Source organism: Brevibacterium sp. 50QC2O2 (genome assembly GCF_024580675.1).
Taxonomy (GTDB): Bacteria; Actinomycetota; Actinomycetes; order Actinomycetales; family Brevibacteriaceae; genus Brevibacterium; species Brevibacterium moorei.
Genome location: NZ_JANIJZ010000009.1, coordinates 78,853 through 103,752 on the forward strand (window position 1 = coordinate 78,853; position 24,900 = coordinate 103,752).

Sequence of the window (24,900 nt, forward strand, 5' to 3'; positions counted from 1 at the left end):
TGCAGCTGCCTATGACGACCAGTGCTGAACTGGCGGCCCAGTACGGGCTCTCGCGTGTCGGTGCGCGTCCGAACCTCTTCGCGTATTTGCGCGAGGTGTGGAAGCGCCGTGACTTCACACTCTCGCTCGCCAAGTACCGGATCAAGAGCGAGAACGAGCGCAACCGTTTGGGAATGGCGTGGGTACTGCTGCGCCCCATCCTCTCGGCCATCATGTACGGCTGCATCTTCGGATTGATCCTGGGCGGCTCGAGGCCCCCGAACTTCGTGCCCTATGTGGTCGTCGGAGTGTTCATGTTGGAGTTCTTCAACTCCTCGATGACCGGCGGCTCGAAGTCGATCATCAAGAACACCTCCCTGGTCCAGACCCTGCCCTTCCCCCGCATGGTGCTGGTGATCGCACAGGTGGCGCAGAACCTGCTGAACTTCATCCCGACCCTGCTGCTCATGGTCATCGTCGCGATGATCTTCGGGGCCAGGCCCAGCTGGTCCTGGTTCGCCATGATCGGGTTGATCGTCCTGTTCACGATGTTCAACATGGGCGTGGCGCTCATCTTCGCCCGCCTGACAGTGCACTTCCACGATCTGAGCCAGGTCACCCCCTTCATCTCCCGGATGATCTTCTACACCTCCGGCGTGTTCTTCGACCCGCAGCGGATCGTCGCGGGCCACCCCGTGTTGGAGGCGATCTACCCCTGGCATCCACTCAACGAGGTGCTGTCGATCGCCCGCGGCCTCCTGCTGCCGGCCGACCATCCCTACGACCCCTCGATGTGGTGGATGCTGGCCATCTGGTCCGTCGTCATGCTGGTCGTCGGCACCGTGTACTTCTGGAAGGCCGAGGAGCGATATGGGCGCGAATGACGATTGGGAAGAGGACTGGGAGTACATCCTGACGGGTGTCCGCCCGGCCGACCGCCCGGTTCCCGTGCCGGCGGGGGCCGAGGACGCGCAGAGTGAGCTGCCGCGGCCCCGTTCCGCACGGGTCGCCGCGATTCGGGCGGACGAGGCGTGGCAGGCGCAGGCCCTGGAGGCCGCGCGCGCCCGCAACCCGGAGCCGGCCGCTCAGCCCACGCCCGTTCCTGTACAGGTCAAGGAGCGCCCGTTCCGCGAACCGCGCCCCACCACCGGCAGCCTCGGTGTGATCACCGCACAGCCGGAGAAGGACCAACCGATCGTCATCTGCGACGATCTGCACATCGAGTTCAAGACCCTGGCCACCGGCAAACGGGTCGCGGGCAACGACCTGGCCGGCATGCTCAAGCGCAGTGGCGGCCGCTCGATGAAGACCGTGCACGCGCTCAAGGGCATCTCCTTCGTCGCGCACGCGAACGAATCGATCGGCGTCATCGGCTCCAACGGTTCGGGCAAGTCGACCCTGATGCGCACCCTGACCGGGCTGATCCCGCCCACCCGCGGTGCCGTCTACGCCAACAGCAGGCCCAACCTGCTGGGCGTCGGCGCGGCGCTGATCCGGGACCTGTCGGGCTCCCAGAACGTCATCCTGGGCGGCCTGGCGATGGGCATGAGCCGGGAGGACATCGAATCGAAGTACGACGACATCGTGAAGTTCGCCGGGCTGGAGAAGTTCATCGACCTGCCGATGCGCACCTATTCCTCCGGTATGACCGCGCGCCTGAAATTCGCGATTGCCACGGCCAGGGACTACGAGATCCTGATCGTCGACGAGGCCCTGTCCGTGGGTGACAAGCAGTTCCAGCAGCGCTCCGAGAAACGCATCCGCGATATCCGCGAGAATGCCGGAACCGTCTTCCTGGTGTCGCATTCGATGCGATCGATCCGCGATACCTGTAACCGCACCATCTGGATCGAGAAGGGCGATCTGCGCGCCGATGGGCCCACCGCAGACGTCGTGAAGGAATACGAGAAGCACAAGTGACACATTCCCCGGTCGGCGCGCTGGCGCCCCAGGCCCTGCCCGAACTGCCGGCCCATCCCGGCGTGTCCTTCATCATGCCGGTGCTCAACGAGGCCCAGACCATCGCGGCGGCGATCGCGACGATCCTGGCCCAGGACTACGACGACGAGATCGAGATCGTGGTGGCGCTGGGGCCCTCAACAGACGATACGACGGAGATCGTCACCGATATCGCGGCGACCGATCGACGGGTGAAGATCGTGCACAATCTCGCCGGTGACACCCCGACCAGTCTGAACCTGGCCGTCGCCCAGACCAGCATGCCCGTCATCATCCGGGTCGATGCGCACTCGGAACTGACCCCCGACTACGCCCGCCGCGGGGTCGAGGTGCTGCGGTCCACCGGCGCCGCCAACTGCGGCGGCCTGATGCTCGCCCGCGGCACCGGGGCGTTCCAGCGGGCGGTGGCCAGGGCGTATATGAGCCCGCTGGGTCTGGGCGGGCCGGCCTATCACGCCGGGGACGAGGCACAGGACGCGGAAAGCGCCTATCTGGGCATTTTCCGCCGCGAGGTCTTCGAGGTGTTGGGCGGCTTCGACGAGGAGCTGCGGCGCGGCCAGGACTGGGAACTCAATCTGCGCATCCGCGCCGCCGGCGGGCGGATCCGGTTCGCTCCCGAGCTGCAGGTCGTATACCGGCCACGCACCTCGTACAAGCGGATCGCCCAGCAGTTCTACGCCACCGGCATCTGGCGTGCGGAGATCACCCGGCGCTATCCGCGCAGGACGTCCCTACGCTATTTCGCCCCGCCCCTGCTGGTGCTGGGGGTCTCGGCCGCGCTGCTCGAAGCGCTGTTGCAGGTCTGCGGGATCACCGGCCACTGGCCGAAACCGCTGCGCCGGTTCACCTCCCTGGTGCACGTGCCCAGCCTGGCCTATGCCGGCCTGGTACTGCGCGCGGGCCTGCGGGCCGAGGACGCCGGAGCGTTGGAGCGGGCGTGGTTCATGCTCATCCTGCCGACCATGCACATCACCTGGGGCGCGGGATTCCTGCGCGGCCTGGTCACCGGGGCGACCGGAGTGACCGATCGCAGCCGTGGCACCCTGTTGACCGCCACTGAGACGGCCGGGGACGAAGCACGATGAGCGCGCGGAAGAAGAAATCCGCAGCGTCCGGGTCCGTTCGGCCCGGCAAGCAGGGGAAGCAGGCCCCGGACGCAGCGGCACTGGAGCGCGCGGCCAAGGACGCCAAGCGCCAGGCCCGGATCGATCGGCTGGAGACCGGGGAGCGCAAGAAGTTCAATGCCCCGCTGGTCGCCGGGGCCATCGTCGTGCTCGCGGTGATCGTGCTGGTGGCCTACAGTGTGCTCAAACCGGGCAAGGTCCTCACCGTGGACGCGCTGAACTCCCCGGCGGTGGCGGCGCTTGGCGCAGGCGATGCGCTCTACGCCCCGAATTCCAAGGAGGCGCTGACGGAGAACGCCCGCTTCGGATATCTGCCGGCACCCCAGGTGGCGCTGACCGCCGATAAGGACGTGGTGGTGGCCGATGCGGCGACGGCGCAGAAGCGGATGGGCCTGGCCCAGCCGGTCGCCCGGACCGGCACCAAGGACTTCCTGGCGGCGAAGATCGCACCATTCGACGGTGCGCAGAACGCCAAACAGGGCACTCCGCTGACCTGGCACCAGGCCCTGGACGAGTTGGGCAAGGCCACGGTCTTCAACGTGCAGATCGACTCCGTGGACGTGGTCGAACCGTTCCTGGCCGATGTCGATTCGGCCGGTCGCGCCGATGGACTCATCGTGCGCTCGAACAGCCTGCAGGTGCTGCGGGCCGTTTCCCAGGGGTCCAAGGGCGCGATCGCCACTCTCTACGAACAGCCCGCCGCCCATGCGCAGGCGGCGCCGGACGCTGCGGTGAAGAAGGCCGCCGAGCTGGCCGAGCTCGACGGGCGGGACGCGTCGGCCGCAGCGGGCGACGGTGCACAGACACCGGAGGATCTCAAGCGGGCCGGGGTGACGATGGTCGCGGTGCCCGCGGGAGCGGATGACCTGAAGTCCTGGACCGATGCGGGGTTGAAGGTCTGGGTCACGGGCGTGCCCGATAAGAACCGTTTGGACTCCCTGGCCGGCGCGGGCGTGTTCGGCGCGCTGGCGCACAATCCCTTCGCCATCCAGCCCTCGGCGGTCAAGACCGACTGAGCTCTGGGCGGCGGGACCGCACCGGTGCGGTCCCGCCGTTACCCGCCTTACCTGCCCAAGCCGTGGAAGGTGAAGCCGGCGGCCTCCCACTCATCCCGGTCGAGCGCATTGCGCCCATCGATCACCACGGGCGCCGGGGCCATGAGCCCGGCGGCGCGGGACGCGGCCAGGTGGCCGGGGCGGTAGTCCTGCCATTCGGTCAGCAGCAGCACGACCCGGGCCCCGGCCAGGGCCTCGTCGAGATCGTCGACGGCCCGCAGATCGGGAAACCGGCGCCGCACATTGGCAAGGGCCTGCGGATCGTGGACCGTCACGTCATAGCCGGCCGCCCGGAGGCGGCAGGCGATGTCCAGGGCGGGGGAGTCCCTGACATCGTCGCTATTGGGTTTGAAGGCCGCCCCCAGCACGGTCACGGCCGGTGCCGCTCCCGCAGCGCCGGGCAGGGCCTCGGCGACGAGGTCGATGACCCGCTGGCGGCGGCCCAGGTTGATCGCGTCGACCTGCTCGAGCAGCCCGACGGCGCCGGTTGCGCCCAATTCGGCGGACCGGGCGGAGAAGGCGCGGATGTCCTTGGGCAGGCAGCCCCCGCCGAAGCCGACGCCGGCGGCCAGGAAGGCCGGCCCGATCCGCGGGTCCAGGCCGATTGCCCGGGCAACCTGGGTGACGTCGGCACCGGAGGCCTCACAGACCTCGGCGATGGCGTTGATGAAACTGATCTTCGTGGCCAGCAGCGAATTCGCGCTGACCTTGACCAGTTCGGCGGTTTCGAAGTTGAACACCAGGCGGGGGATGTCCGAGGCCAACAGGGGCGCGTAGACCCGGTCGAGGATGGCCACCTGGGTGGGGTCCTCGGTGCCATCGGCGGTGCCGTAGATCAGCCGGTCCGGGTGCAGGGTGTCGGCCACCGCGTGGCCCTCGCGCAGGAACTCCGGGTTCCAGATCAGCTCGAGGTGCTCCAGGTTGCGCAGCTGCCGGGCCAGGGTGCGCGCGGTGCCCACCGGGACCGTCGACTTGCCCACCAATACGGCCGGCTGCTCCCGGTCCGCCAGCACGCCGGCCAGGGATGCCACGGCCGCCTGCAGGAAGCTCAGATCGGCGGCGTGGGAATCCGCCCGCTGCGGCGTGCCCAGGGCCAGGAAGTGCACCTCGGCCTCGGCCAGATCCGCGTAGTCGGTGGTGAAGCGCAGCCGTCCGGAGGCCAGCGAGCGGTCCAGCAGCTCCTGGAAGCCGGGTTCGAAGAACGGCGCGCGCCCGGCGTTGAGCGAGGCGACGCGCTCGGAATCGACGTCCAGGCCGATCACGGTGTGTCCCAGTTCGGCCATGCACACGGCATGGACGGCGCCCAGGTATCCGACACCGATCACGCTCAAAGTCGTCATGTTCTTCCATTCTCCTTGGGATTTCTACGGCTGCCGTCATGGTACCCGCGCCGGATGAGCCGCTTCTTAAACGGCGGGTGGCCCGGGGCGCGTGCCGGGTGTGCGAGGGTGCCGACTACGCTGGGAGCCAGATCCCAACGGACCACCCGAGGAATACCGAGGACACCATGAGCGAACACATCTCCCATCCGTCGCTGATCGGCGACCTGGACGCCAAGCAGCTGGGCCCCCAGCCCACCTACCTGCCCGACGACCACCCTGACGTCGAGGCCGCCAAGCGCCTGGAGGGCGGCGAGGAACCCATCGATGTGGCCCACGACCTGCCGGCCAGCTGCCTGGCCTGGGCCCTGCTGGCCGACGAGGCCTTCGAAGAGGGACGTCGGGTCGACTCCTACGCCTACGCCCGGGTGGGCTATCACCGCGGCCTGGACGCCCTGCGCGGCGCCGGCTGGCGGGGCACGGGCCCCATCCCGTTCAGCCATCCGGTCAACCAGGGCTTCCTGCGGGCGCTGTACGCGCTGGGCCGTGCGGCGGCCTCGATCGGGGAGGAAGAGGAGGCACAGCGGGTGCGGAAGTTCCTCACCGACTCCGACCCCAGCGCAGTGGCCCAGATCGAAGCGCTCTGAGCGCCGACCTCCGCTCGCACCCGCCCGTTCGGTAGAATGGGCAGGTACATCCGCGGCCGGATCTACACCGACCGCGGATTCCTAGTGTGTGAAAGTTGTGATGACTTATGCCGGCAATTGTGGTCGTCGGAGCCCAGTGGGGCGACGAGGGTAAGGGAAAGACTACCGACATCCTGGGTACCCGCGTGGATTACGTGGTCAAGCCCAACGGCGGGAACAACGCCGGGCACACCGTCGTCGTCGGCGGTGAGAAGTACGAACTCAAGCTTCTGCCCGCCGGCATCCTGTCCCCGAACGTCACCCCGGTCATCGGCAACGGCGTGGTCGTCAACCTCGAGGCCCTGTTCACGGAGATCGACGCGCTTCAGGCCCGCGGTGCCCGCACCGATCATCTGAAGATCTCCGCCAATGCCCATGTGGTCGCGCCCTTCCACCAGACGCTGGACAAGGTCACGGAGCGCTTCCTGGGCAAGCGGGCCATCGGCACCACCGGCCGCGGCATCGGCCCGGCCTACTCCGATAAGGCATCGCGCCTGGGCATTCGCATCCAGGACCTGTTCGACGAATCGATCCTGCGCCAGAAGGTCGAGGGATCGCTCAAACAGAAGAACGAACTGCTGGTCAAGATCTACAACCGCCGCGCCGTGGACGTCGACGAGACCGTGGATTACCTGCTGCAGTTCGCCGAGCGCCTGCGCCCCATGGTCGCCGACACCGAACTACTGCTCAACCAGGCCCTGGACGCCGGCAAGGTCGTCGTGATGGAGGGCGGCCAGGCGACCATGCTCGATGTGGACCACGGCACCTACCCCTTCGTCACCAGCTCGAACCCGACCGCCGGCGGAGCCTGCGTCGGCTCTGGCATCGGGCCCACCCGGATCACCCGGTCGGTGGGCATCATCAAGGCGTACACGACCCGCGTGGGCGCGGGCCCCTTCCCCACGGAACTGTTCGACGATATGGGCCTGTACCTGCAGAAGACGGGCGGGGAGTACGGCGTGAACACCGGCCGGCCGCGCCGCTGCGGCTGGTACGACGCGGTCGTGGCCCGCTACGCCGCGCGCGTCAACGGCTTCACCGACTATGTGCTGACCAAACTGGACGTGCTCTCCGGGATCGAGGAGATCCCGGTATGCGTGGGCTATGACGTCGACGGGGTGCGCCTGGACGAGATGCCCACGAGCCAGTCGGACTTCCACCACGCCACCCCGGTCTACGAGACCTTCCCCGGGTGGAAAGAGGACATCACCTCGGCGCGCAGCTTCGAGGACCTGCCGCGCAATGCCCAGGACTACGTGCTCGCACTGGAGCGCCTGTCCGGCTGCCGGATGTCGGTGATCGGCGTTGGCCCGGATCGCGAACAGTCGATCGTGCGCCACAGCCTGTTGGACTGAGCTGCTCGTTGAACTGAGAGGGTCGCCCGGCCCCGTATCATTCGGCCGACGTGTAAAGTCTTCGACGATTTCTTTACACGTCGGCCGAACGTGTCAAGGGGCTTTCCATGTCGTCCCTATCGGCGAATCCCGGCCGTGTCCGCCCCGTCCGATAGGGTGACACCATGACTGAAAACGTGACCCCGCCACAGGCGAAGCAGGTACCGCACACCCGCACCCACCACGGGGACACGTTCATCGATCAGTACGAATGGCTGCGCGATAAGGACGATCCGCAGGTGATCGCGCACCTGAAGGCGGAGAACGCCTATACCGCCGCGCGGACCGCCGGCCAGGAGGATCTGCGTCAGGCCATTTTCTCCGAGATCAAGGACCATACGCAGGAAACCGATATGTCGGTGCCGGTGCGCATCGGCGGCTACTGGTACTTCGCCCGTACCTATGAGGGCAAGGACTATCCGGTGCAGTGCCGTGCCACCGCCGTGCCGGCAACCGCCGACGACGCCTGGGAACCCCCGGTGGTCGGGACCGGCAAGCTGAGCGGCGAACACGTGGTGCTCGACCTCAATGCGTTGGCCGCAGGGGCGGAGTTCTTCTCCCTGGGCACCTTCTCCCTGTCCGCCCACGGCCGGATGTTGGCCTACTCGGTCGACACCACCGGGGACGAACGCTATCTGCTGCGCCTGCGCGATCTGCACACGGGCAAGGACCTGGCCGATCAGATCCCCGACACCGTGGGCCCCGTGTTCTTCGACCGCAGGGGCGAATACCTCTTCTATACGACCGTGGACGCCGCCTGGCGGCCGGATACCGTCTGGCGCCACCGGATCGGAACTCCGGCGGCCGAGGACGTGCAGGTGTTCCACCAGTCCGATGAGCGCTACTTCGTGGGGCTGGCGATCAGCCGTTCGAAGAAGTACATCTTCCTCGTCAGCGAATCCAAGGTGACCTCGGACTGGTCCTATCTGGACACCTCGGCGCCGTTGGAGGATCCGGTGCGGGTGCGGCCTATGGTCGACGGCGTCGAATACAATGTCGAACACGCCGTGATCGGCGGCGAGAGCCGCTTCCTCATCACGCACAATGAGAATCGCGCGGACTTCGAAATCGTCGACGTGCCGGTGCTCGAGCAAATCGGCGCGGACCCGGTGCGTCCCGTACTGGCGCCGGAGGTGCTCGAGGGCAAACGGATCGAGGGCGTCGACGCCTTCGCCGGGTTCCTGGCGATCTCCTACCGCGAGGGCGGATTCGCCCGGGTCGGTGTGATCGACCTGGGCGTGGGCCGGGAGATGGAAGAGGGCGAGAAGCCGATCGCGGCCCAGGTCCTGGGCAACGACACCTTCACCTACCCACAGCTGCGGGAGATCCCCACGGGCCAGGAGATCGGCACACTGGGTGTTGCCGGCAACCCCGAATGGGGGCAGGAACTGCTGCGCCTGGGCTATACCTCCTGGATCACTCCGCGCCAGGTGCTCGACTACGACGTGCTCACGGATCAGGCCACGGTGCGCAAGCAGCAGGCGGTGCGCGGGGCTGATCTGGCCAGTTACAGCCAGCGTCTGGAATGGGCTCCCGCGTCCGACGGCACGCTGATTCCCGTATCGATCGTCTGGCGCGCCGACCGGGTGGTGTCCTACCCCGCACCCACTGTGCTCTACGGATACGGATCCTATGAGGCCAGTATGGATCCGTACTTCTCGATCGCCCGGCTGTCCCTGCTGGACCGGGGGGTCGTCTATGCGGTGGCCCATATCCGCGGCGGTGGGGAGATGGGCCGGGCCTGGTACGACCAGGGCAAGACCCTGAGCAAGCGGAACACCTTCACCGACTTCGTCGCGGCGGCGGATCACCTGATCCACAAGGGACTGACCGTCCCACAACGGCTGGTCGCCACCGGTGGTTCGGCCGGCGGCCTTTTGATGGGGGCCGTGGCCAATATCGGTTATGACCGATTCGCCGGGATCAGCGCGCACGTGCCCTTCGTCGACCCCCTGACCTCGATCCTCATGCCCGAACTGCCGTTGACCGTCATCGAATGGGACGAATGGGGTGATCCACTCCACGATGCGGAGGTCTACGCCTATATGAAGTCCTATTCGCCCTATGAGAACGTGGGAGACCACCCGTACCCGCAGATCCTGGCGCTGACCAGTCTCAATGACACCAGAGTGCTTTACGTGGAGCCGGCGAAGTGGACGGCCCGGCTGCGCGAGGTCGGAGCGGATGTGTTGCTGAAAACCGAGATGGTGGCCGGTCACGGGGGCGTCTCCGGACGTTACGACGCCTGGCGCGAGATCGCCTTCGATTACGCTTGGCAGCTAAGCGTATTAGGAGTCTGACCATGCCCATCCGCACCGCACGCGTTCTGTTCTGCATTGCGCTGGCCCTGCCCGTCGTGTATTCGCTGGCCACGTCCGTGGTCTACTCACTGGCCGACCCCGGCCGGCTCACGGTCCTATCGCAGGCCTTGAGAGCCCTGAACCTCCTGGTGGTGTTCATCTGCCTGATCCTGGCGCTCGTAGCGGTGTGCACCGTGCCGGGCACGGTGACGGTGCGGCGCGTGATCGCAGGGGCCCTGGTGGTGTGCGCGGAGGGTCTGCGCCTCATCGTGCCGATGGTGGTGAGCGTGCTCATGGGCTCCGTCCTCACCGGTGGAGGGGCCGGCGCCGTGCGCGGATACAGCCTGATCCTCCTGCTCAGTTCCACTGTGGCGACCTGCCTGTTCCTGTGCGCCTGGCCGGTGGTCCGCAACCGGGGGATCGTGTCCTATGCCGTGGTGGTCTGCGGTTGTGTGGTGGCCGCGGTCGTCATGGGCGTGGTCCAGGCCCTGAGCAGTGGCATCACCGTCGGCCTGCGCGAATACACCTGGGCCCCCTGGCTGAACACCGCACTGTCGGTGGGCGCCACAGCCTGGTACATTGCGCTGCTCTACTTCGCCCGGCTGTTCGACCGGGGCGGGGCCCCGCCGCAGCCCGGGGCGTGGCCCCAGGCGGGTCCGCGATGATCCTCGATGTGGGCGCCGCGGTCTTCGCCCTGGTCACCGTAGCCCTGGGCCTGGGCGTCTACCTGCCGGTGCGCAGTGCCGCCGTCGGGCGCCTGAGGCGTGACGGGCGGGGCGGCTTGCGCACCCAGGCGACGTGTAAGTCCGATGAGGCCTGGCAGCACGGGCACACCGCCGCGATGATCTATGTGAAATCGATGCCGTGGATCATCGCGGCGGCCCTGGTGTTGGGCGTGCCCGGTTGGATCTGGCTGGGCGCCGGTGCTGGCCTCATGGTGTTCAGCGTCGCGGTGGCCTGCGAACTGTTCGTGCTGATGTTCGGGTTCGCCTTCGCAGTCATCGCAGCCCGCGACTGCCGTTGATTCGGGTTGTCTTAGAGAATCCTGTGTGCATAGACTGACGCAGTCGCAATTTCATCAGGATGAATGGACCAATGATGACCCAGGATTCGCATCTGACCCGCCGTCGGTTCGGCTATCTCGCCTATGGCGTGCTGGCAGTGGCCGCGGTGTCCACGGCAACGGGCTTCTCGATCAAGAAGGGTGCCGCCGCCGGCGACCTGTCGGCCAATCTGACCCTGATCGCACCCGCCGGAGCCGGCGGCGGCTGGGACGGCTTCGCCAGGGAGACCCAGCAGGCCATGCGCCTGTCGGGGGTGACGAACAATGCGCAGGTGCTCAACATCCCCGGCGCCGGCGGCACGATCGGCCTGGGCAAGTTCGCCACCATGGACGGGCGGGCCGATACGGTCCTGGCCACCGGTTCGGCCATGACAGGCGGCATCGCCTTGAACAAGTCGCCTGTGGGCTACAAGGATGCGACCCTGCTGGCCCGGGTGGCCGAGGACTACGACGTCCTCATCACCGCCAACGACTCCTCGTACCAGTCCATGGACCAGCTGGTCGGCGACTGGAAGTCGGGCAAGAAGTTCAAATGGACCGGCGGCTCGGCCGGCTCCATCGACCATCTGACCGTCGCCCAGATCGCCCGGGTCAACGACATCGACCCCGGCACCATCACCTACATCCCCAAATCCGGTGGCGGTGAAGCCATCGCGACCCTGCTCTCGCACACCACCGACTTCGCCTGCACCGGCTACAACGAGGTCTCCGACCAGGTCGAGGCCGGGCGCGTGCGGGCCCTCGGACTGGCCGCACCCAAGCGGATCGCCGGAATCGACATCCCCACCATGACCGAACAGGGCCACAAGGTCACGATGACCAACTGGCGCGGCTATCTGGGCGCCCCGGGCATCAGCGAGGACGAGAGGGCCCAGCTCATCGACATCCTCGATGCGACCAGGAAGTCCGAGGCCTGGCAGGACGCCCTCAAACGCAATCAGTGGACGGACGTCTGGCTGACCGGCCCGGAATTCGAATCCTTCATCGCAGCAGATCAGAAACAGACCGACGAGATCCTCAAGGAGCTGGGACTATGAGCACGTTCATCACAGCCCACCGGTGGGGCAAGGGCACCTGGTGGGAGGGCCGCTCCGGTCTGCTCGTCCCGCTCATCGTCGCGGCCTTCGCCACCTATCTGCTCATCGGCATCCTGACCATGGACGTGGCCGAGGACACCGACTGGCCCGGCCCCACCTTCTTCCCGATGCTCATCATGATCGCCTGCTACATCCTGGCCGTCCTGTTGGCCGTGGCGATCATCCGCCACCCCGAGACGGTCGACGACACCCCTGACGATGCGATGGCCGCAACCGACGACGCCTCGCCCGCGCTCGCCGCGGCCAGGGCGGAACGGGCCGAGGAGACCGCCCGCGCCTTCGCCGACCCGGGAAGTTCCGCGGTCGCCGCCTCCCGGCTGGAACCGGCGGGGGCCTCGGCGGATGAGCGCAGTGCCCAGTACGAGGCGGCCAGGAAGGACGTCAAGCACCGGACCCATTCGGACTTCGCAGCCCTGGCCTGGGCGGTGGCCGGATTCGCGATCTTCGCGGCGTTGATCGTGCCCGCCGGCTGGATCATCTCCGCCGCCGCCCTGTTCTGGTGCGTGGCCCGCTCGATGGGATCGCGCAGGCCATTGTTCGACCTGACCCTGGCGCTGACCTTCTCATCCCTGGTCTACCTGGCCTTCGACATCCTGCTGGGGCTCAATCTGCCCACCGGCATCCTGGGAGGTGGCATCTGATGGATGCGCTCATGCACTTGATGGACGGCTTCGGCCACGCCTTCACCCCGATGAACCTGCTGTGGGTGCTGGTCGGCTGTCTGCTGGGCACCGCGGTGGGCGTGCTGCCCGGCCTGGGCTCCTCGATGGCGGTGGCCCTGCTGCTGCCCCTGACCTTCGCCCTGGACCCCACCGGCGCATTCATCATGTTCGCCGGCGTGTACTTCGGCGGGCTGTTCGGCGATTCCACCATGGCGATCCTGATGAACACGCCCGGCCAGTCATCGGCCATCGCCTCGACCTTCGAGGGCCACAAGATGGCGCTGAGCGGGCGCGCCCCGCAGGCCCTGGCGACCTCGGCGATCGGTGCGTTCATCGGCGGGTTCATCTCCTGTGTCGTCGTGGTCTTCCTGGCACCGGTGCTCGCGGACCTGTCGGCCAGTTTCGGCCCGGCCGAGTACTTCGCCCTGGCGCTGTTCGCCTTCGCCGCAACCTCCTCGGTCGTCGCGGACTCCGTGCTCAAGGGCCTGGTGGCGCTGGTGCTGGGCATCGGGATCTCGGTCATCGGCATCGACTCCGTCTCCGGCACCGAACGCTTCACCTTCGGCGTGCAGAACCTGTTCGACGGGATCTCGCTGGTCACCGTGACCGTGGCAGTGCTGGCCCTGGGCGAGGTCTTCTTCATCGCCAGCCGGATCCGCCGCGATCCCAACCGCGCGGAGATCCGGGCCTCTGGCAGGCCCTTCCTGTCGAAGTCCGAGTTCCGCGAGGCGACCCCGGCCTGGCTGCGCGGCACCGCGATCGGCCTGCCCTTCGGCGTCATCCCGGTGGGCGGTGCCGATGTGCCGACCTTCATGGCCTACGGCCTGGAGCGCAAGCTGGATACGCGCCGGAAGGACCCGCAGTTCGGCAAGGGCGCGATTCGCGGTCTGGCCGCCCCCGAGGCCGCCGGCAATGCGACCACCGGCACCGCCATGGGCGCCCTGTTGGCCCTGGGCCTGCCGATCTCGTCGACGGCTGCGATCATGTTGGCGGCCTTCCGCCAGTACGGCCTGCAGCCCGGGCCCCTGCTGTTCGACCGGGCGCCCGACCTGGTGTGGGGCCTGCTGGCCAGCTTCTTCATCGCGATGATCGTGCTGCTGGTCATCAACCTGCCCTTCGCACCGCTGTGGGCCAAGCTGCTGCTCATCCCCAGGCCGTATCTGTACGCGGGGATCGCGGTGTTCTGCGGGCTGGGCATCTACGCGACCAGCGCCTCGGTGTTCGATCTGTGCATGCTGCTGGGCATCGGCATTCTGGGCTTCATCCTGCGCCGCTACGGGGTGCCGCTGGCGCCGCTGATGATCGGCATGGTGCTGGGGCCCCTGGCGGAGACGAATATGCGCGACGCCCTGCTGTCCTCCGATGGCAGCCTGGCAGTCTTCTTCCAGTCGCCCATCGCGGTCGTCCTCTACGTGATCCTGTTGGCCGCCCTGGTCTACACGGGCGTGGGCCGCTGGCGCGCGCGGAAGCGGTGAGGCCCGCGGTGGTGTGGCCGGTGTCTGCTTGATTGCTCACGTTCACAAGGTTTCTTCCCGTTTGCCCTGATATCGGGCGGGCAGGTCACTAAGCTTGTTAACCGATGTCTTCCACGACCGCCGGACCGCTTGAAGCGGAACCGCACACACCCAAAGTCAACTGGCCGGTCTTCGGGACCTCGGCCGCCATCATCGTCGCCATCGCCGTCTGGGCGATTGCGGCGCCCGGCAGTGCGCACACGGTGCTCACGACCATCGTCGACTGGGTCTCGCGGACCTTCGGCTGGTACTACATCGCCACCGCCACGATCGTCATCGGCTTCGTGCTGTTCATCGCGGCCTCGTCCTCGGGCCGGATCAAACTGGGCCCGGACCACGCCAAGCCCCAGTTCAACATGTTCACCTGGACGTCGATGCTGTTCGCCGCCGGCATCGGCATCGACCTCATGTTCTTCTCCGTGTCCGAACCAGCAGCACAGTTCCTCGACCCACCCCAGGGCCACGTCGACGACCCGCTGAACCCCGCCACGGCGCCGGGGGACCGGGCGCGGATGGCGATCGTGTGGACCCTGTTCCACTACGGCATCACCGGCTGGGCGATGTATGCGCTGATGGGGGCGGCCTTCGCCTACTTCGCCTACCGGCGCGGGATGCCGCTGAGCATGCGCTCCATCCTGTCCTGGGTGCTGGGACGCCACGCCGGGGGCGGGCTGGGCAACGGCATCGAGGTGCTCAGCGTGCTGGGCACGATCTTCGGCATCGCGACCAGCCTGGGCATCGGTGTGGTCCAGCTGAACTGGGGCCTGCACCTGATGTTCGGCATCGACCAGTCGATCCTCTGGCAGGCGGTGCTCATCGCGCTGTCCGTCCTGCTGGCGACGATCTCCACCGTCTCCGGCGTCAACAAGGGCATCCGCAGGCTGTCCGAACTCAATGTCATCCTGGCCGTGGTCCTCATGGTCTACGTCATCGCCACCGGGCAGGCGGGCTTCCTGTTCGACGCCCTGGTGACCGATGTGGGCGACTACGTGGCGAAGTTCCCCGAGCTCATGCTCAACGTCTTCCCCTTCACCGACAACAGCGCCTGGATGAGCCAGTGGACGCTGTTCTTCTGGGCCTGGTGGATCGCCTGGGCGCCCTTCGTGGGCCTGTTCCTGGCGCGCATCTCCCGCGGCCGGACCATCCGCCAGTTCGTCTTCGGCGTGCTGGTCGTGCCCTTCGTCTTCATCGCGGTGTTCATCTCCGTCTTCGGCAATTCGGCTCTGCGCCTGATCATGGACGGGGACCTTGACCTGGCGAACACCGCGGCCAATGCCCCCGAGCAGGCCTTCTACGCGCTGCTGGAACACTATCCCGGAGCGCCCTTCGTGATCGGCCTGGCGACCGTGGTGGGCCTGCTGTTCTACGTCACCTCTGCGGACTCCGGCGCCCTGGTCCTGGCGAACTTCTCCAGCCACCTGCACGACCCGAAATCCGATGGGGGCAAGCGCCTGCGCGTGTTCTGGTCGGTGCTCACCGGCGTGCTGACACTGGCGATGCTCATCGTCGACGGGGTGTCCACCCTGCAGGGGGCCACGCTCATCATCGGGCTGCCGTTCTCCATCGTGCTCTATCTGGTGATGATCGCCCTGTACCGGGCGCTGCGCCAGGAGGCCAGCCACGCCGCCGGCCGCCTGGTCTCGATGCCCGGCCAGCTCTCGGGGACCTCGGGCATGTCGTGGCGCGCCCGCCTGCGGCGCCTGACGAACTACCCCGGTGCCCAGGCGACCGCCCGGTTCATCGACACGACGGCCACCTCGGCGCTGGAGAAGGTCGCCGGCGAGTTGCGGGATTCCGGGGCCACCGCACAGGTCGAACGGGCCGAGGTCGCCCCCGGCGGCCTGCACCAGGTTCAGCTGGTCCGCGAGTTCCCCGATGGTGAGCCGTTCTCCTATCAGCTCTATCCGGTAGCCTGCGAGGTGCCGCGCTTCGCCCTACGCTCCGGGCGGGCACAGGCCGAGGAGTACTACCGGGTGGAGGTCTTCACGGCGGAGGGCTCGCGCGGCTACGACGTGCTGGGTTTCACGGAGGAACAGCTGATCGCCGATGTGCTGGCCAATTACGAGTCCCATGTGGAGTTCCTGCGTCTGGCCGACGACCAGCCGGACGATGAACCGGACCGCGAGATCATCACCGACTGGGAAGAAGACTTCTAGGCCCTTCACTCATGCGGCACTGTGCAGGAATGGTGGGTCCGCCCACGGCACGACTTTCTTGGCGGCGATCGGGAACTCGGTTTCGATCAATAGCGTGGCCTCGCGCACTTCGGCGCTGCATTCTTCACCGATCTGCAGCCACGGCACGGTGCCCTGGACGACAGCGATCTGGACGCGCTTGTTCGTCTCCCTGACCACGGCCCTGGTGCCCCAGCATTCGCTCGGTCCTGCCGTGAAGGACACGCGAATACGGTGCTCGTCCACGATGGCGTAGTGGTTCCACTCGATGACGAGCTCATCGCTCAAATCGTCATTGGGCACATCATCGCCGTCTGCTGTCAGCGGCTCCAGTGGGTAGGAATCCGGCGGGAGGCGATCGACGTCGATATCGTCGCGCGGTGCTGCACATCCGGCGAGGAGGGCGCCGACCACAAGGCAGGTCAGAACTGCGCGCCTCGCCCTATGAAGATTCACCATCCCACTATACCGGCCGGCGCCGAAGCCGTGTTGGGCGGTGGAACCTCGGAGTGGAACTCAAAAAGGGGAGCGGAGAATCAGCGGAGCCAGGGTTCGATGACGAGGACCGCGCAGATGAGCATGATGTCGAGCAGGGAGATCTTGAAAACGCGGGATGCCCAAGCGATCGCATCGGTCTTGGCCCTCTGGCCCAGTGCGCACACGACCAGCCAGTAGACGGCGAAGACCAGCAGGACGGCTGAACACCAGACGGAGATGTGAGCGCCGAAGACCATGAGGACATTGGCCGCCAGGTTGAGGATCGCGGTGGCCAGGATCAGGCGCTTGGTGGGGGTGACGCCGTACGCTACGGCCGCCACCGGCACCCCAGCTGCGGCGTAGTCGTCACGCCGACGGATCGAGATCGCGAAGAAGTGCACCAGCTGCCAGGCGACCAGCAGCAGGAACAGCGCCAGCGCCTCCCAACCCAGGCCCAGCCCACCTGCGGTCAGGCCCGCAACCGGCGGAATCGCGCCGGGTACGGTGCCGATCAGAGTCGAGTGCACGGTGTGGTGCTTGGACCAGGTGTAGACCAGGGCGTAGGTGACCCAGCCGATCACGCCCAGGACACAGGTGAGCGAATTGGTCATGGTGCCCAGAATCGTCACACCGGCGATGCCCAGTACATAGCTGTAGGCTGTCGCGGCGAAGGGGCTGATGAAGCCGGTGACCTGGCCGCGGCCGGCGGTCCGGGCCATTCGCGCGTCGATTTCCCGGTCGAAGTGGTTGTTGACCACGCACGCCGAACCGATGATGCAGGCGGTCCCCAGGATCAGCGCCAGGAAGACCACCGGATCGAAGTGCCGGGTCGCGAAGGTGTAGGCGGCCGCCGTGACCAGGGTGTTGCTCATCACGATGCCGGGCTTGACGGCATCGATGTAGAGCTTCAGGTGCCGGGCGAAGCCGATGCGCTTGCCCCGCTGGGAGGCGACCTGTGCTGTGGCCTGTGCTTTTCCCTGGGGGTCGGTGGAGACGGCGGCGGACATGATATTAGCTTACCGGACGAACCCCGGGGCCGAGGCCGCGCAGACCCTGCGCGGCCCCGTACCGTTTGTCACGTCTCGGGTTCACAGACGGCGGGAGGCGATGTCTGCTCCCGCAGCCAGGGACTCCAGCTTGGCGAAGGCGATCTGCGGGTGGACGCGTCCGCCCAGGCCGCAGTCGGTGGAGGCCACGACGTTCTCCGGCCCCACCAGCTTCGCGAGGCGCTCGATGCGCTGGGCGACCAGTTCCGGGTGTTCGACCACATTGGTCGAATGCGATACGACGCCGGGGATCAGGTACTTGCCATCGGACAGCTTCACATCGCGCCAGATCGTCCATTCGTGTTCGTGGCGGGCATTGGCCGCCTCGAAGGTCAGTCCGTTCGCGTTGATCGTGAGCACCTGGTCGACGAAGTCCGCGAACGGCAGGTCGGTCACGTGCGGGCCGTGCCAGGAGCCCCAACAGGTGTGGAAGCGGACCAGCGCCGGATCGATTCCGCGCAGTGCGTGGTTCAGGGCGTCGATGCGCACCTGGATGAAGGCGCGATAGTCCGACAGCGCGGGTTCGGGGTCGATCTGGTCCCAGGACTCGGCGATCGAGGGGTCGTCGACCTGGACGGTCAGGCCGGCGTCGGTGATCGCCTTGTACTCCTCATGGAGCACATCGGCCCAGGCCCACACGACCTCTTCATCGGTCTTGTAGTACGTGTTGCCGATCCGGGCGGCCGAACCAGGGGCAAGGGAGTTGATGAACCCGCGCGATTCGTCGATCCCGGCGGCGGCCAGGCCGGCCTTGAGGTTCGCGATGTCGGTGGCGACGGCCTCCTGCCCGATATAGGTCAGCGGGCCGGTGATGACGGGGAAGGGCAGGCCCGCGCGCGGGTGGATCGAGGCCTCTTCGTCGGCGTACGCCTGGGCGAACAGCTGCCGATCACGGCGTTCGGTGAAGGTGGCCAGGGCCAGTTTGCCCGGTGCCGCGGGGGCCGGTTCGGCCTCGCGCGCCCCGCCGGTGGCGAGCCCCAGTCCACCTGTGCGCTGGAATGAGTAATGCCACCAGGCACCGAAGTTGATCTGTTCGGCCATGGTGTGGCCGTATTCGCCGTCGTTGACGATGTCGATGCCCAGCGCCTTCTGCTTGGCGACGATCTCGTCGACGGATTCGGCCAGCAGGGCGTTGAATTCGGCGGGGGAGCCCGTGCCCTCGTTCTTGGCCCTGTTCGCGGCCAGCAGGGCGTCATTGCGGGGCAGGGAGCCGGCATGGCTCGTCAGGATTTCAGTCATGACTCCCAGCATGGCACAGGCCCGGGATTATGACAGCCGGCCGGCGTCACAATCCCGGTTACGCGAACCCGGCCGCCCCTCAGTGCACCGCCGCGGTTCGTCGCTGCCCGGCATGGGCCCGCAGATGTCCGATCAGGATGAGCAGACCGCCGGCGAGCAGCCAGGCTGTCAACACCCACCATTCGCGGGCGCGAGGGGCGTCGGGGAAGTACGAGAGGCTGCGCAACAGGCTGCCGCCCGCCCCGGGGACGAAGTACTGGCCGATCGCGCCGAAGTGCCAGGGCAGGAACTCCTGGGGTGCGCTGGTCCCGGAGATCGGATTGCCGATGAGCACGGTGATGACCACGCCCAGCAGGATGCCGGGTGTGCCGATGGTGGAGACGAGTCCGTTGATGAGCGCTGCGGTCGCGGCTACCGTCAGGCCGATCGCCAGGGCGTTGAGCCAGAATGGGCCCTGCAGGATGCCGAACCAGCTCTGCAGGATGGTCGTCAGCGCCAGGCCCCCGACCACTCCATAGGCCAGGACCGCGGCGGCGCGCCGCCTGCGGCCGGTGACCAGCAGGCTAATGAGCACGCCGCCGACCACTCCGCCCAGGGCCAGCGGCAGGCCGGTGATCGCCATCCCGGAGCCGGTGGGGTCGTCGGGGCTCAGCGGGGCGACGTCGGTGGTCGTGATGTGCGGGACGCGCTCGGCCGGGGTCCCCGCGGCCAGTGCCCGCTGGTCGAGCTGGAGCTGGACCTGGGTGGCCAGCGTGCGCAGTGCGGTGCCGGCCGCGGGGGATCCGCCGCCTGCGATGAGCACCTCGGGTTCGGTCCCGAGCACCACCGCGCCGTAGACCTCGCGCCGCTGGATCATGCCGACGGCCTCCTCCCGGCTCTGCGCCCCGTGCACCTCGAAGGTGTCGGCGGGCAGCTGGGCGCTCAACTGGGCCCGCTGCTCGGCGTCGCCGACGACGGCCACCGGCAGGTTCTTCGCCTGCGATGTCACCGTCGGCCAGCTGAAGGCCAGCAGGATGAGGGAGACGATGGCGGCGGCCAGAACGGCGATGCCGCAGGCGCGCAGCCAGTGCGCGGAGCGGCCCGTGGGCCGGGTGGGAGTTGACATGGGAGCCTCGGATCTGTGATGACGTGAATCCTAAAAAACGAATACTCGTTCATTATTGGGCCGGGTAAGCTGGCTGTCAAGAATGACCATTCGTTTTTATGGAAGTGAGTCGGAGGTCTCGATGCCCAAGGTCAGTCAGGAGCACAAGGACGCGATGCGCGCACGGATCCGCGACGCGGCCAAGCGGTGCATCGTGCGCAGCGGATTCGCCGGGGCCTCGATGGCCGATATCGTCAGGGAGGCCGGTCTGTCCGCCGGGGCCGTGTACGTCTACTACTCGGGCAAGGAAGAGCTGGCCATCGACATCGCGCACGAGGTCCTCGACAGCCGGTTCGCAGCCCTGGACCTGGCAACGGGCGCCGAGGTCCTGGACCCGCCGGCGCGCATCGTCCCCGATCTGGTGCGCGGACTGCTGGTCCGCGATGGCATGCCCTCGATCGTGGTGCAGATCTGGGCCGAGGGCGCCAGGTCCGAATCCTTCCGCGCCCTGGCCACGGGTGTGCTCGACCGGATCCGGACCCAGCTGGGCGCCTATCTGGTGCGCTGGTTCGTCCAGCACCGCGGTGCCTCCCAGCAGCGGGCGCGGGCCGACGCCGCGGCCCTGGTCCCCGGCATCGTCGCCATGCTCCAGGGCGTCATCGTGCAGTTCGTGCTGGCCGGCTCCGCTCCGGCCGAGGCGGCACTCGACTCCGTTGCTCAGCTGTTGCGGTTGACGACCGAATAGGCGGGCGGATGCGACGGGGGCCGGGGAGCGCTGTACGCTCCCCGGCCCCCGTGTTTGGAACCGTGTGGTTGGCCCCTGTGTCCGGATTCCTCCGGGTGTCAGCCGAAGTGCTTCGGCAGGGTCTCCTTGTTGATCCGCGAGAGTTCGGCGACCGGGATGGTGAAGTGGTCGGCCAGCTCCAACGTCGGGGCACCCGTTTCGCCGTTGTCGGTCATGCCGATCCGGGCGAAGGGGAAGTTGCGTGCGGTGCACATGTCCTTGAACCGGACCTCCTCGCTGCGGGCCACCGAGACGATGGCCCTGGCGGACGATTCGGAGAACAGTGCGGTGAACAGGTCCACGCCGTCGCGCCGGCAGACCTCGTCGAGCCAGAACCGGGCGCCGGTCCCGAAGCGCATGCAGGCCTCGGCCACGGCCACGGCGATGCCGCCCTCGGAGACGTCGTGCGCGGCATCGAGCATGCCGTCGCGCGAGGCGTTGATGAGGATGTCGGCGAGTTCGCGTTCGACCTCGGGCTTGAACTCCGGGGGTACGCCGCCCAGGTGGCCGTGGGCGACGTCGGCCCAGGCGGAACCGTCGAGCTCGTCGGCGGTGGTGCCCAGCAGGTAGATGGTCTGCCCTGGTTCGCGCCAGCCGGCCGGGGTGGCGCGGGTGACGTCGTCGAACACGCCCAGCACGCCCACCACCGGGGTCGGGTGGATGGCCACGCCGCCGGTCTGGTTGTACAGGGACACATTGCCGCCGGTCACCGGCACGCCCAGGTCCTTGCAGGCCGCGGCCAGGCCGGTCGTGGCCTGATCGAACTGCCACATGATCTCCGGGTCCTCCGGGGAACCGAAGTTCAGGCAGTCGGTGACGGCCATCGGGCGCGCGCCCGAGGTCGCGACGTTGCGGTAGGCCTCGGCCAGGGCCAGCTGGGCGCCGCGCGCCGGATCCAGATAGGCGTAGCGGCCATTGGCGTCCGTGGCGATCGCGATGCCGCGGTTGGTGGACTCGTCGACCCGGATCACGCCGGCGTCATCGGGTGCGGCCAAGGCGGTGTTGCCCTGGACGTAGCGGTCGTACTGGTCGGTCACCCATTCCGGATCGGCCAGATTGGGGCTGGCCAGCAGGTCCTTGAGCGTCTGTTCCAGGCCCGCGTCGTCGGCCGGGCGCTCCAGGCCCGCGGCACGGGTGGTGTCCGCGGCGGTCGATTCCGTCCAGGACGGCTGGGTGAACGGGCGGTGGTAGACCGGGCCGTCATGGGCCACCGAGCGCGGGGGCACGTCGACGATGACGTCGCCGTGCCAGGAGATGACGAGGCGCCCGTCGCCGGTGACCTCGCCGAGCACGGAGGTCTCGACCTCCCACTTGTCCACGATCTCCATGAAGGTGTCGAGCTTATCGGGGGTGACGACGGCCATCATGCGCTCCTGCGACTCGCTCATGAGGATCTCCTCGGGAGTCAGCGTGGGGTCGCGCAGCAGCACATCGTCCAGGGCGATGCGCATACCGCCCTCGCCGTTGGAGGCCAGTTCGCTGGTGGCACAGCTGATGCCGGCTGCGCCCAGGTCCTGGATGCCCTCGACGACGCCGGCGTGGAAGAGCTCCAGGCAGCATTCGATCAGGACCTTCTCCGCGAAGGGGTCGCCCACCTGGACGGCCGGGCGCTTCGAGGGCTTGGAGTCGTCGAAGGACTCGCTGGCCAGGATCGAGGCGCCGCCGATCCCGTCGCCGCCGGTCCGAGCGCCGAACAGCACGACCTTGTTGCCTACACCGGATGCGTTCGCCAGACGGATGTCCTCATGGCGCATCACGCCCACGGCCAGGGCGTTGACCAGGGGATTGCCCTGATAGCAGGCGTCGAAGACCAGTTCTCCGCCGATATTGGGCAGGCCCAGGCAGTTGCCGTAGCCGCCCACGCCGGCCACCACGCCGGAGACCACGCGGTTCGTGTCGGGGTGGTCGATGGCGCCGAAGCGCAGCTGGTCCATCACGGCCACCGGGCGCGCGCCCATCGAGATGATGTCGCGCACGATGCCGCCGACGCCCGTGGCGGCGCCCTGGTAGGGCTCGACATAGGAGGGGTGGTTGTGGGATTCGACCTTGAAGGTCACGGCCCAGCCGTCGCCGATGTCGACGACGCCGGCGTTCTCGCCGATGCCGACCAGCAGGTGTTCCTTCATCTCGTCGGTGACCTGGTCGCCGAACTTGCCCAGGTGGACCTTGGAGGACTTGTAGGAGCAGTGTTCCGACCACATGACCGAATACATCGCCAGTTCCGCGCTGGTGGGGCGCCGGCCCAGGATCTTCTTGATCTCTTCGTATTCGTTGGCCTTGAGTCCGAGTTCGGCGAACGGCTGTTCGACGTCCGGGTGGGCGGCTGCGAATTCGACTGTTTCCTTGACCTTCTTGGTCTGGGATTCCGGAGTCATCGCGGAGGCTTCGGGGGTGTTCGACATGTCAGGCGAGGGTCCTTTCGACGCGCATGGGCACTATTCTAGCGGCCCGTGCCGTGGAAAGAAGTTGACAGAAAGTCGCTCAACTTTGGAATACCGCGGGCACTCAAGTGGTTACACCTCATGTAGCCACCGAGGTGATACAAGCACCGGGGTGGCGGAAAGAATTTCACCTACTCCAAGGAGATGTTGGAAATGGCAAACACCGGTATCAATCCGTTCCGTCCGTTCTCTGTGATCGACGACGTGCTGCGCTCCCTGCCGGGCGTGGCCGTGGCCGACCGTACCCAGGGCTTCATTCCGGCGCTGGAAACCGAACGCAACGGCGCGGACCTGGTCATCAGGGTCGACCTGCCGGGGATGGACCCGGAGAAGGACATCGACATCGAACTACACGGGCGCACGCTGACCGTCTCCGGCGAACGCCGCGATGAGACCAGCGGCGACGGTGTCCGCGAGGTCCGCTACGGCTCCTTCAGCCGCACCGCGACCCTGCCGGCGAAGGTCGGCGAGGACGCGATCACGGCCGACTACGTCAACGGCGTGCTGACGGTCCGGGTGGCCGGGGCCTATGCGCAGGTCCAGCCGAAGAAGATCTCGATCTCCCACCACGCGGACGCCCCGGTCGACGCCCAGGTCGAATCCTCGGCCGAGGACGCGGACAAGGACGCCGCCGAGAAGTAACTCTCAGGGCCGCACGGTCAGGGTCTGATTGAGGGTTCCGAAGGGCCCGTCCTGATCGTGCAGGACCGAGCTGGTCAGACCCAGCCCGGTCGGCCCGAAGGACACGCGCGTATTGAAACCCAGCCAGGGGCTCTCCCGGCTGGGTTTCTGCGTGTCCGGGCCGGTTCCAGCGGCGGGTGCGAAGGGCTGCCGGAACAGTGAGGCGGTCAGCTCCACATTGGGGAATGCCACCTCGCGCGGATCGCGGCGCACCGTCATGCCGTTGGCGGTGTCGAACAGGCCCGCCGCCCTGGCCAGGGCCGAGGCCCGGGCATCGTCGACCAGATCCACGGGGGTGCGCAGCCAGAAGTGGGCGTGGCCCGGCTCCACCTGGGTGCGGCGCGCCTCGAAACTGGCGATATAGGCACCCGGCCAGACCGTGGTCGAATCGAACTCCGGGGTCTCGTCGACCGAGGGGATCGGGACGAAGGGAGAGCCGGCCAGGCCGGCGGTGTCAGCGGCCTGGACGAACCAGGCGCGCAGCAGCACGATCGTGCGCCCTCCGTAGCGCAGTTCGGCCTCGGCCAGTTCGATGCTGCGGCCCGGGCGCAGCACGCGCAGGTCGTAGGTGAACTCGTCGACGGGGACCACGCCGAAGATGTCCGCTGAGATCCGCCCCAGCTGCAGCCGGGGCGCGCCGGAGGCCTCCCGGCGGGCGGCGTGGTCGGTCTCCAGCAGGTGGACCAGCAGGCCCAGCACGGGGGAGATGTGCTGTTCGTCCGGGTTCCAGGCGCCGGCGACCAATTCCGTTGCACGATAGGCGTCATCGCCGGTGCGGGTGAAGTAGAAGCTCATGGACTCACAGTCTAGGGAGGTGGGCCC

General features: G+C 67.5%; 22 protein-coding genes. 15 read left to right on the plus strand and 7 right to left on the minus strand.

Annotated elements, in window-relative coordinates; all coding sequences use genetic code 11:
- The first annotated feature begins 11 nt into the window (after window positions 1-11).
- From NQ038_RS08920 to NQ038_RS08935, 4 genes are read left to right on the plus strand one after another with little or no spacing between them, the layout of a single operon-like run.
- Window positions 12-863, plus strand: coding sequence for an ABC transporter permease (locus NQ038_RS08920; RefSeq protein WP_257047853.1), 852 nt, complete (start codon window positions 12-14; stop codon window positions 861-863).
- Entirely contained in the window at window positions 850-1,899 is a 1,050-nt protein-coding gene (locus NQ038_RS08925; protein ID WP_373456798.1) for an ATP-binding cassette domain-containing protein, read from the plus strand. Before NQ038_RS08920 ends, NQ038_RS08925 begins: the two co-directional genes overlap by 14 nt.
- On the plus strand, window positions 1,896-3,023 hold the full coding sequence (locus NQ038_RS08930) for a glycosyltransferase family 2 protein (RefSeq protein ID WP_257047854.1): 1,128 nt from the start codon (window positions 1,896-1,898) through the stop codon (window positions 3,021-3,023). The genes NQ038_RS08925 and NQ038_RS08930 overlap by 4 nt, the downstream gene beginning before the upstream one ends.
- Window positions 3,020-4,078 carry a hypothetical protein gene (locus NQ038_RS08935; protein ID WP_257047855.1) on the plus strand — a complete coding sequence of 353 codons (1,059 nt, stop codon included), beginning with the start codon at window positions 3,020-3,022 and terminating at the stop codon, window positions 4,076-4,078. The genes NQ038_RS08930 and NQ038_RS08935 overlap by 4 nt, the downstream gene beginning before the upstream one ends.
- 47 nt (window positions 4,079-4,125) lie before the next feature.
- On the opposite strand, the gene NQ038_RS08940 is transcribed toward NQ038_RS08935, so the two are convergent.
- The gene (locus NQ038_RS08940) at window positions 4,126-5,457 is read right to left on the minus strand and encodes a UDP-glucose/GDP-mannose dehydrogenase family protein (RefSeq protein ID WP_257047856.1); all 1,332 of its coding nucleotides are present in this window, start codon (window positions 5,455-5,457) and stop codon (window positions 4,126-4,128) included.
- A 167-nt stretch (window positions 5,458-5,624) separates the two neighbouring features.
- Between NQ038_RS08940 and NQ038_RS08945 the strand changes: the two genes are divergently transcribed.
- The 9 genes from NQ038_RS08945 to betT all read left to right on the plus strand — a co-directional run bounded on the left by NQ038_RS08945 (window position 5,625) and on the right by betT (window position 16,308).
- Window positions 5,625-6,083, plus strand: a complete 459-nt coding sequence (locus NQ038_RS08945; protein WP_257047857.1) for a DUF3151 domain-containing protein — start codon at window positions 5,625-5,627, stop codon at window positions 6,081-6,083.
- A gap of 107 nt (window positions 6,084-6,190) precedes the next feature.
- Window positions 6,191-7,477, plus strand: coding sequence for an adenylosuccinate synthase (locus NQ038_RS08950; protein ID WP_257047858.1), 1,287 nt, complete (start codon window positions 6,191-6,193; stop codon window positions 7,475-7,477).
- 164 nt (window positions 7,478-7,641) lie between these two features.
- Window positions 7,642-9,816, plus strand: a complete 2,175-nt coding sequence (locus NQ038_RS08955; protein WP_257047859.1) for a S9 family peptidase — start codon at window positions 7,642-7,644, stop codon at window positions 9,814-9,816.
- Between the two features lie 2 nt (window positions 9,817-9,818).
- On the plus strand, window positions 9,819-10,481 hold the full coding sequence (locus NQ038_RS08960) for a hypothetical protein (protein WP_257047861.1): 663 nt from the start codon (window positions 9,819-9,821) through the stop codon (window positions 10,479-10,481).
- Entirely contained in the window at window positions 10,478-10,840 is a 363-nt protein-coding gene (locus NQ038_RS08965) for a hypothetical protein (RefSeq protein WP_257047863.1), read from the plus strand. The genes NQ038_RS08960 and NQ038_RS08965 overlap by 4 nt, the downstream gene beginning before the upstream one ends.
- A gap of 74 nt (window positions 10,841-10,914) precedes the next feature.
- Window positions 10,915-11,916: a tripartite tricarboxylate transporter substrate binding protein gene (locus tag NQ038_RS08970; protein WP_257062443.1), complete on the plus strand. Its 1,002-nt coding sequence runs from the start codon at window positions 10,915-10,917 to the stop codon at window positions 11,914-11,916.
- On the plus strand, window positions 11,913-12,617 hold the full coding sequence (locus NQ038_RS08975) for a tripartite tricarboxylate transporter TctB family protein (RefSeq protein ID WP_257047866.1): 705 nt from the start codon (window positions 11,913-11,915) through the stop codon (window positions 12,615-12,617). Before NQ038_RS08970 ends, NQ038_RS08975 begins: the two co-directional genes overlap by 4 nt.
- Entirely contained in the window at window positions 12,617-14,113 is a 1,497-nt protein-coding gene (locus NQ038_RS08980; protein ID WP_257047867.1) for a tripartite tricarboxylate transporter permease, read from the plus strand. Before NQ038_RS08975 ends, NQ038_RS08980 begins: the two co-directional genes overlap by 1 nt.
- A gap of 104 nt (window positions 14,114-14,217) precedes the next feature.
- The gene (betT, locus tag NQ038_RS08985) at window positions 14,218-16,308 is read left to right on the plus strand and encodes a choline BCCT transporter BetT (protein ID WP_257047868.1); all 2,091 of its coding nucleotides are present in this window, start codon (window positions 14,218-14,220) and stop codon (window positions 16,306-16,308) included.
- 9 nt (window positions 16,309-16,317) lie between these two features.
- Here the strand turns inward: betT and NQ038_RS08990 are convergent, their stop codons facing one another.
- The 4 genes from NQ038_RS08990 to NQ038_RS09005 form a co-directional block, all read right to left on the minus strand.
- Complete coding sequence (locus NQ038_RS08990; RefSeq protein WP_257047869.1) at window positions 16,318-16,740, minus strand: hypothetical protein; 423 nt, start codon at window positions 16,738-16,740, stop codon at window positions 16,318-16,320.
- 122 nt (window positions 16,741-16,862) lie between these two features.
- The gene (gene cyoE, locus NQ038_RS08995; RefSeq protein ID WP_257047870.1) at window positions 16,863-17,810 is read right to left on the minus strand and encodes a heme o synthase; all 948 of its coding nucleotides are present in this window, start codon (window positions 17,808-17,810) and stop codon (window positions 16,863-16,865) included.
- A gap of 81 nt (window positions 17,811-17,891) precedes the next feature.
- Complete coding sequence (locus NQ038_RS09000) at window positions 17,892-19,088, minus strand: cobalamin-independent methionine synthase II family protein (protein WP_257047871.1); 1,197 nt, start codon at window positions 19,086-19,088, stop codon at window positions 17,892-17,894.
- A 79-nt stretch (window positions 19,089-19,167) separates the two neighbouring features.
- Window positions 19,168-20,193 (minus strand): ABC transporter permease, encoded by a 1,026-nt coding sequence (locus NQ038_RS09005; protein WP_257047872.1) that lies wholly within the window; start codon window positions 20,191-20,193, stop codon window positions 19,168-19,170.
- Between the two features lie 121 nt (window positions 20,194-20,314).
- Between NQ038_RS09005 and NQ038_RS09010 the strand changes: the two genes are divergently transcribed.
- Window positions 20,315-20,917 (plus strand): TetR/AcrR family transcriptional regulator, encoded by a 603-nt coding sequence (locus NQ038_RS09010; RefSeq protein WP_257047873.1) that lies wholly within the window; start codon window positions 20,315-20,317, stop codon window positions 20,915-20,917.
- A gap of 98 nt (window positions 20,918-21,015) precedes the next feature.
- Here NQ038_RS09010 and purL read toward each other — a convergent pair whose 3' ends face one another.
- Window positions 21,016-23,358: a phosphoribosylformylglycinamidine synthase subunit PurL gene (gene purL / locus NQ038_RS09015; RefSeq protein ID WP_257047874.1), complete on the minus strand. Its 2,343-nt coding sequence runs from the start codon at window positions 23,356-23,358 to the stop codon at window positions 21,016-21,018.
- Between the two features lie 192 nt (window positions 23,359-23,550).
- Between purL and NQ038_RS09020 the strand changes: the two genes are divergently transcribed.
- On the plus strand, window positions 23,551-24,039 hold the full coding sequence (locus tag NQ038_RS09020; protein WP_257047875.1) for an Hsp20/alpha crystallin family protein: 489 nt from the start codon (window positions 23,551-23,553) through the stop codon (window positions 24,037-24,039).
- A gap of 3 nt (window positions 24,040-24,042) precedes the next feature.
- On the opposite strand, the gene NQ038_RS09025 is transcribed toward NQ038_RS09020, so the two are convergent.
- Window positions 24,043-24,873, minus strand: coding sequence for a thioesterase family protein (locus NQ038_RS09025; RefSeq protein WP_257047876.1), 831 nt, complete (start codon window positions 24,871-24,873; stop codon window positions 24,043-24,045).
- Window positions 24,874-24,900: the final 27 nt, after the last annotated feature.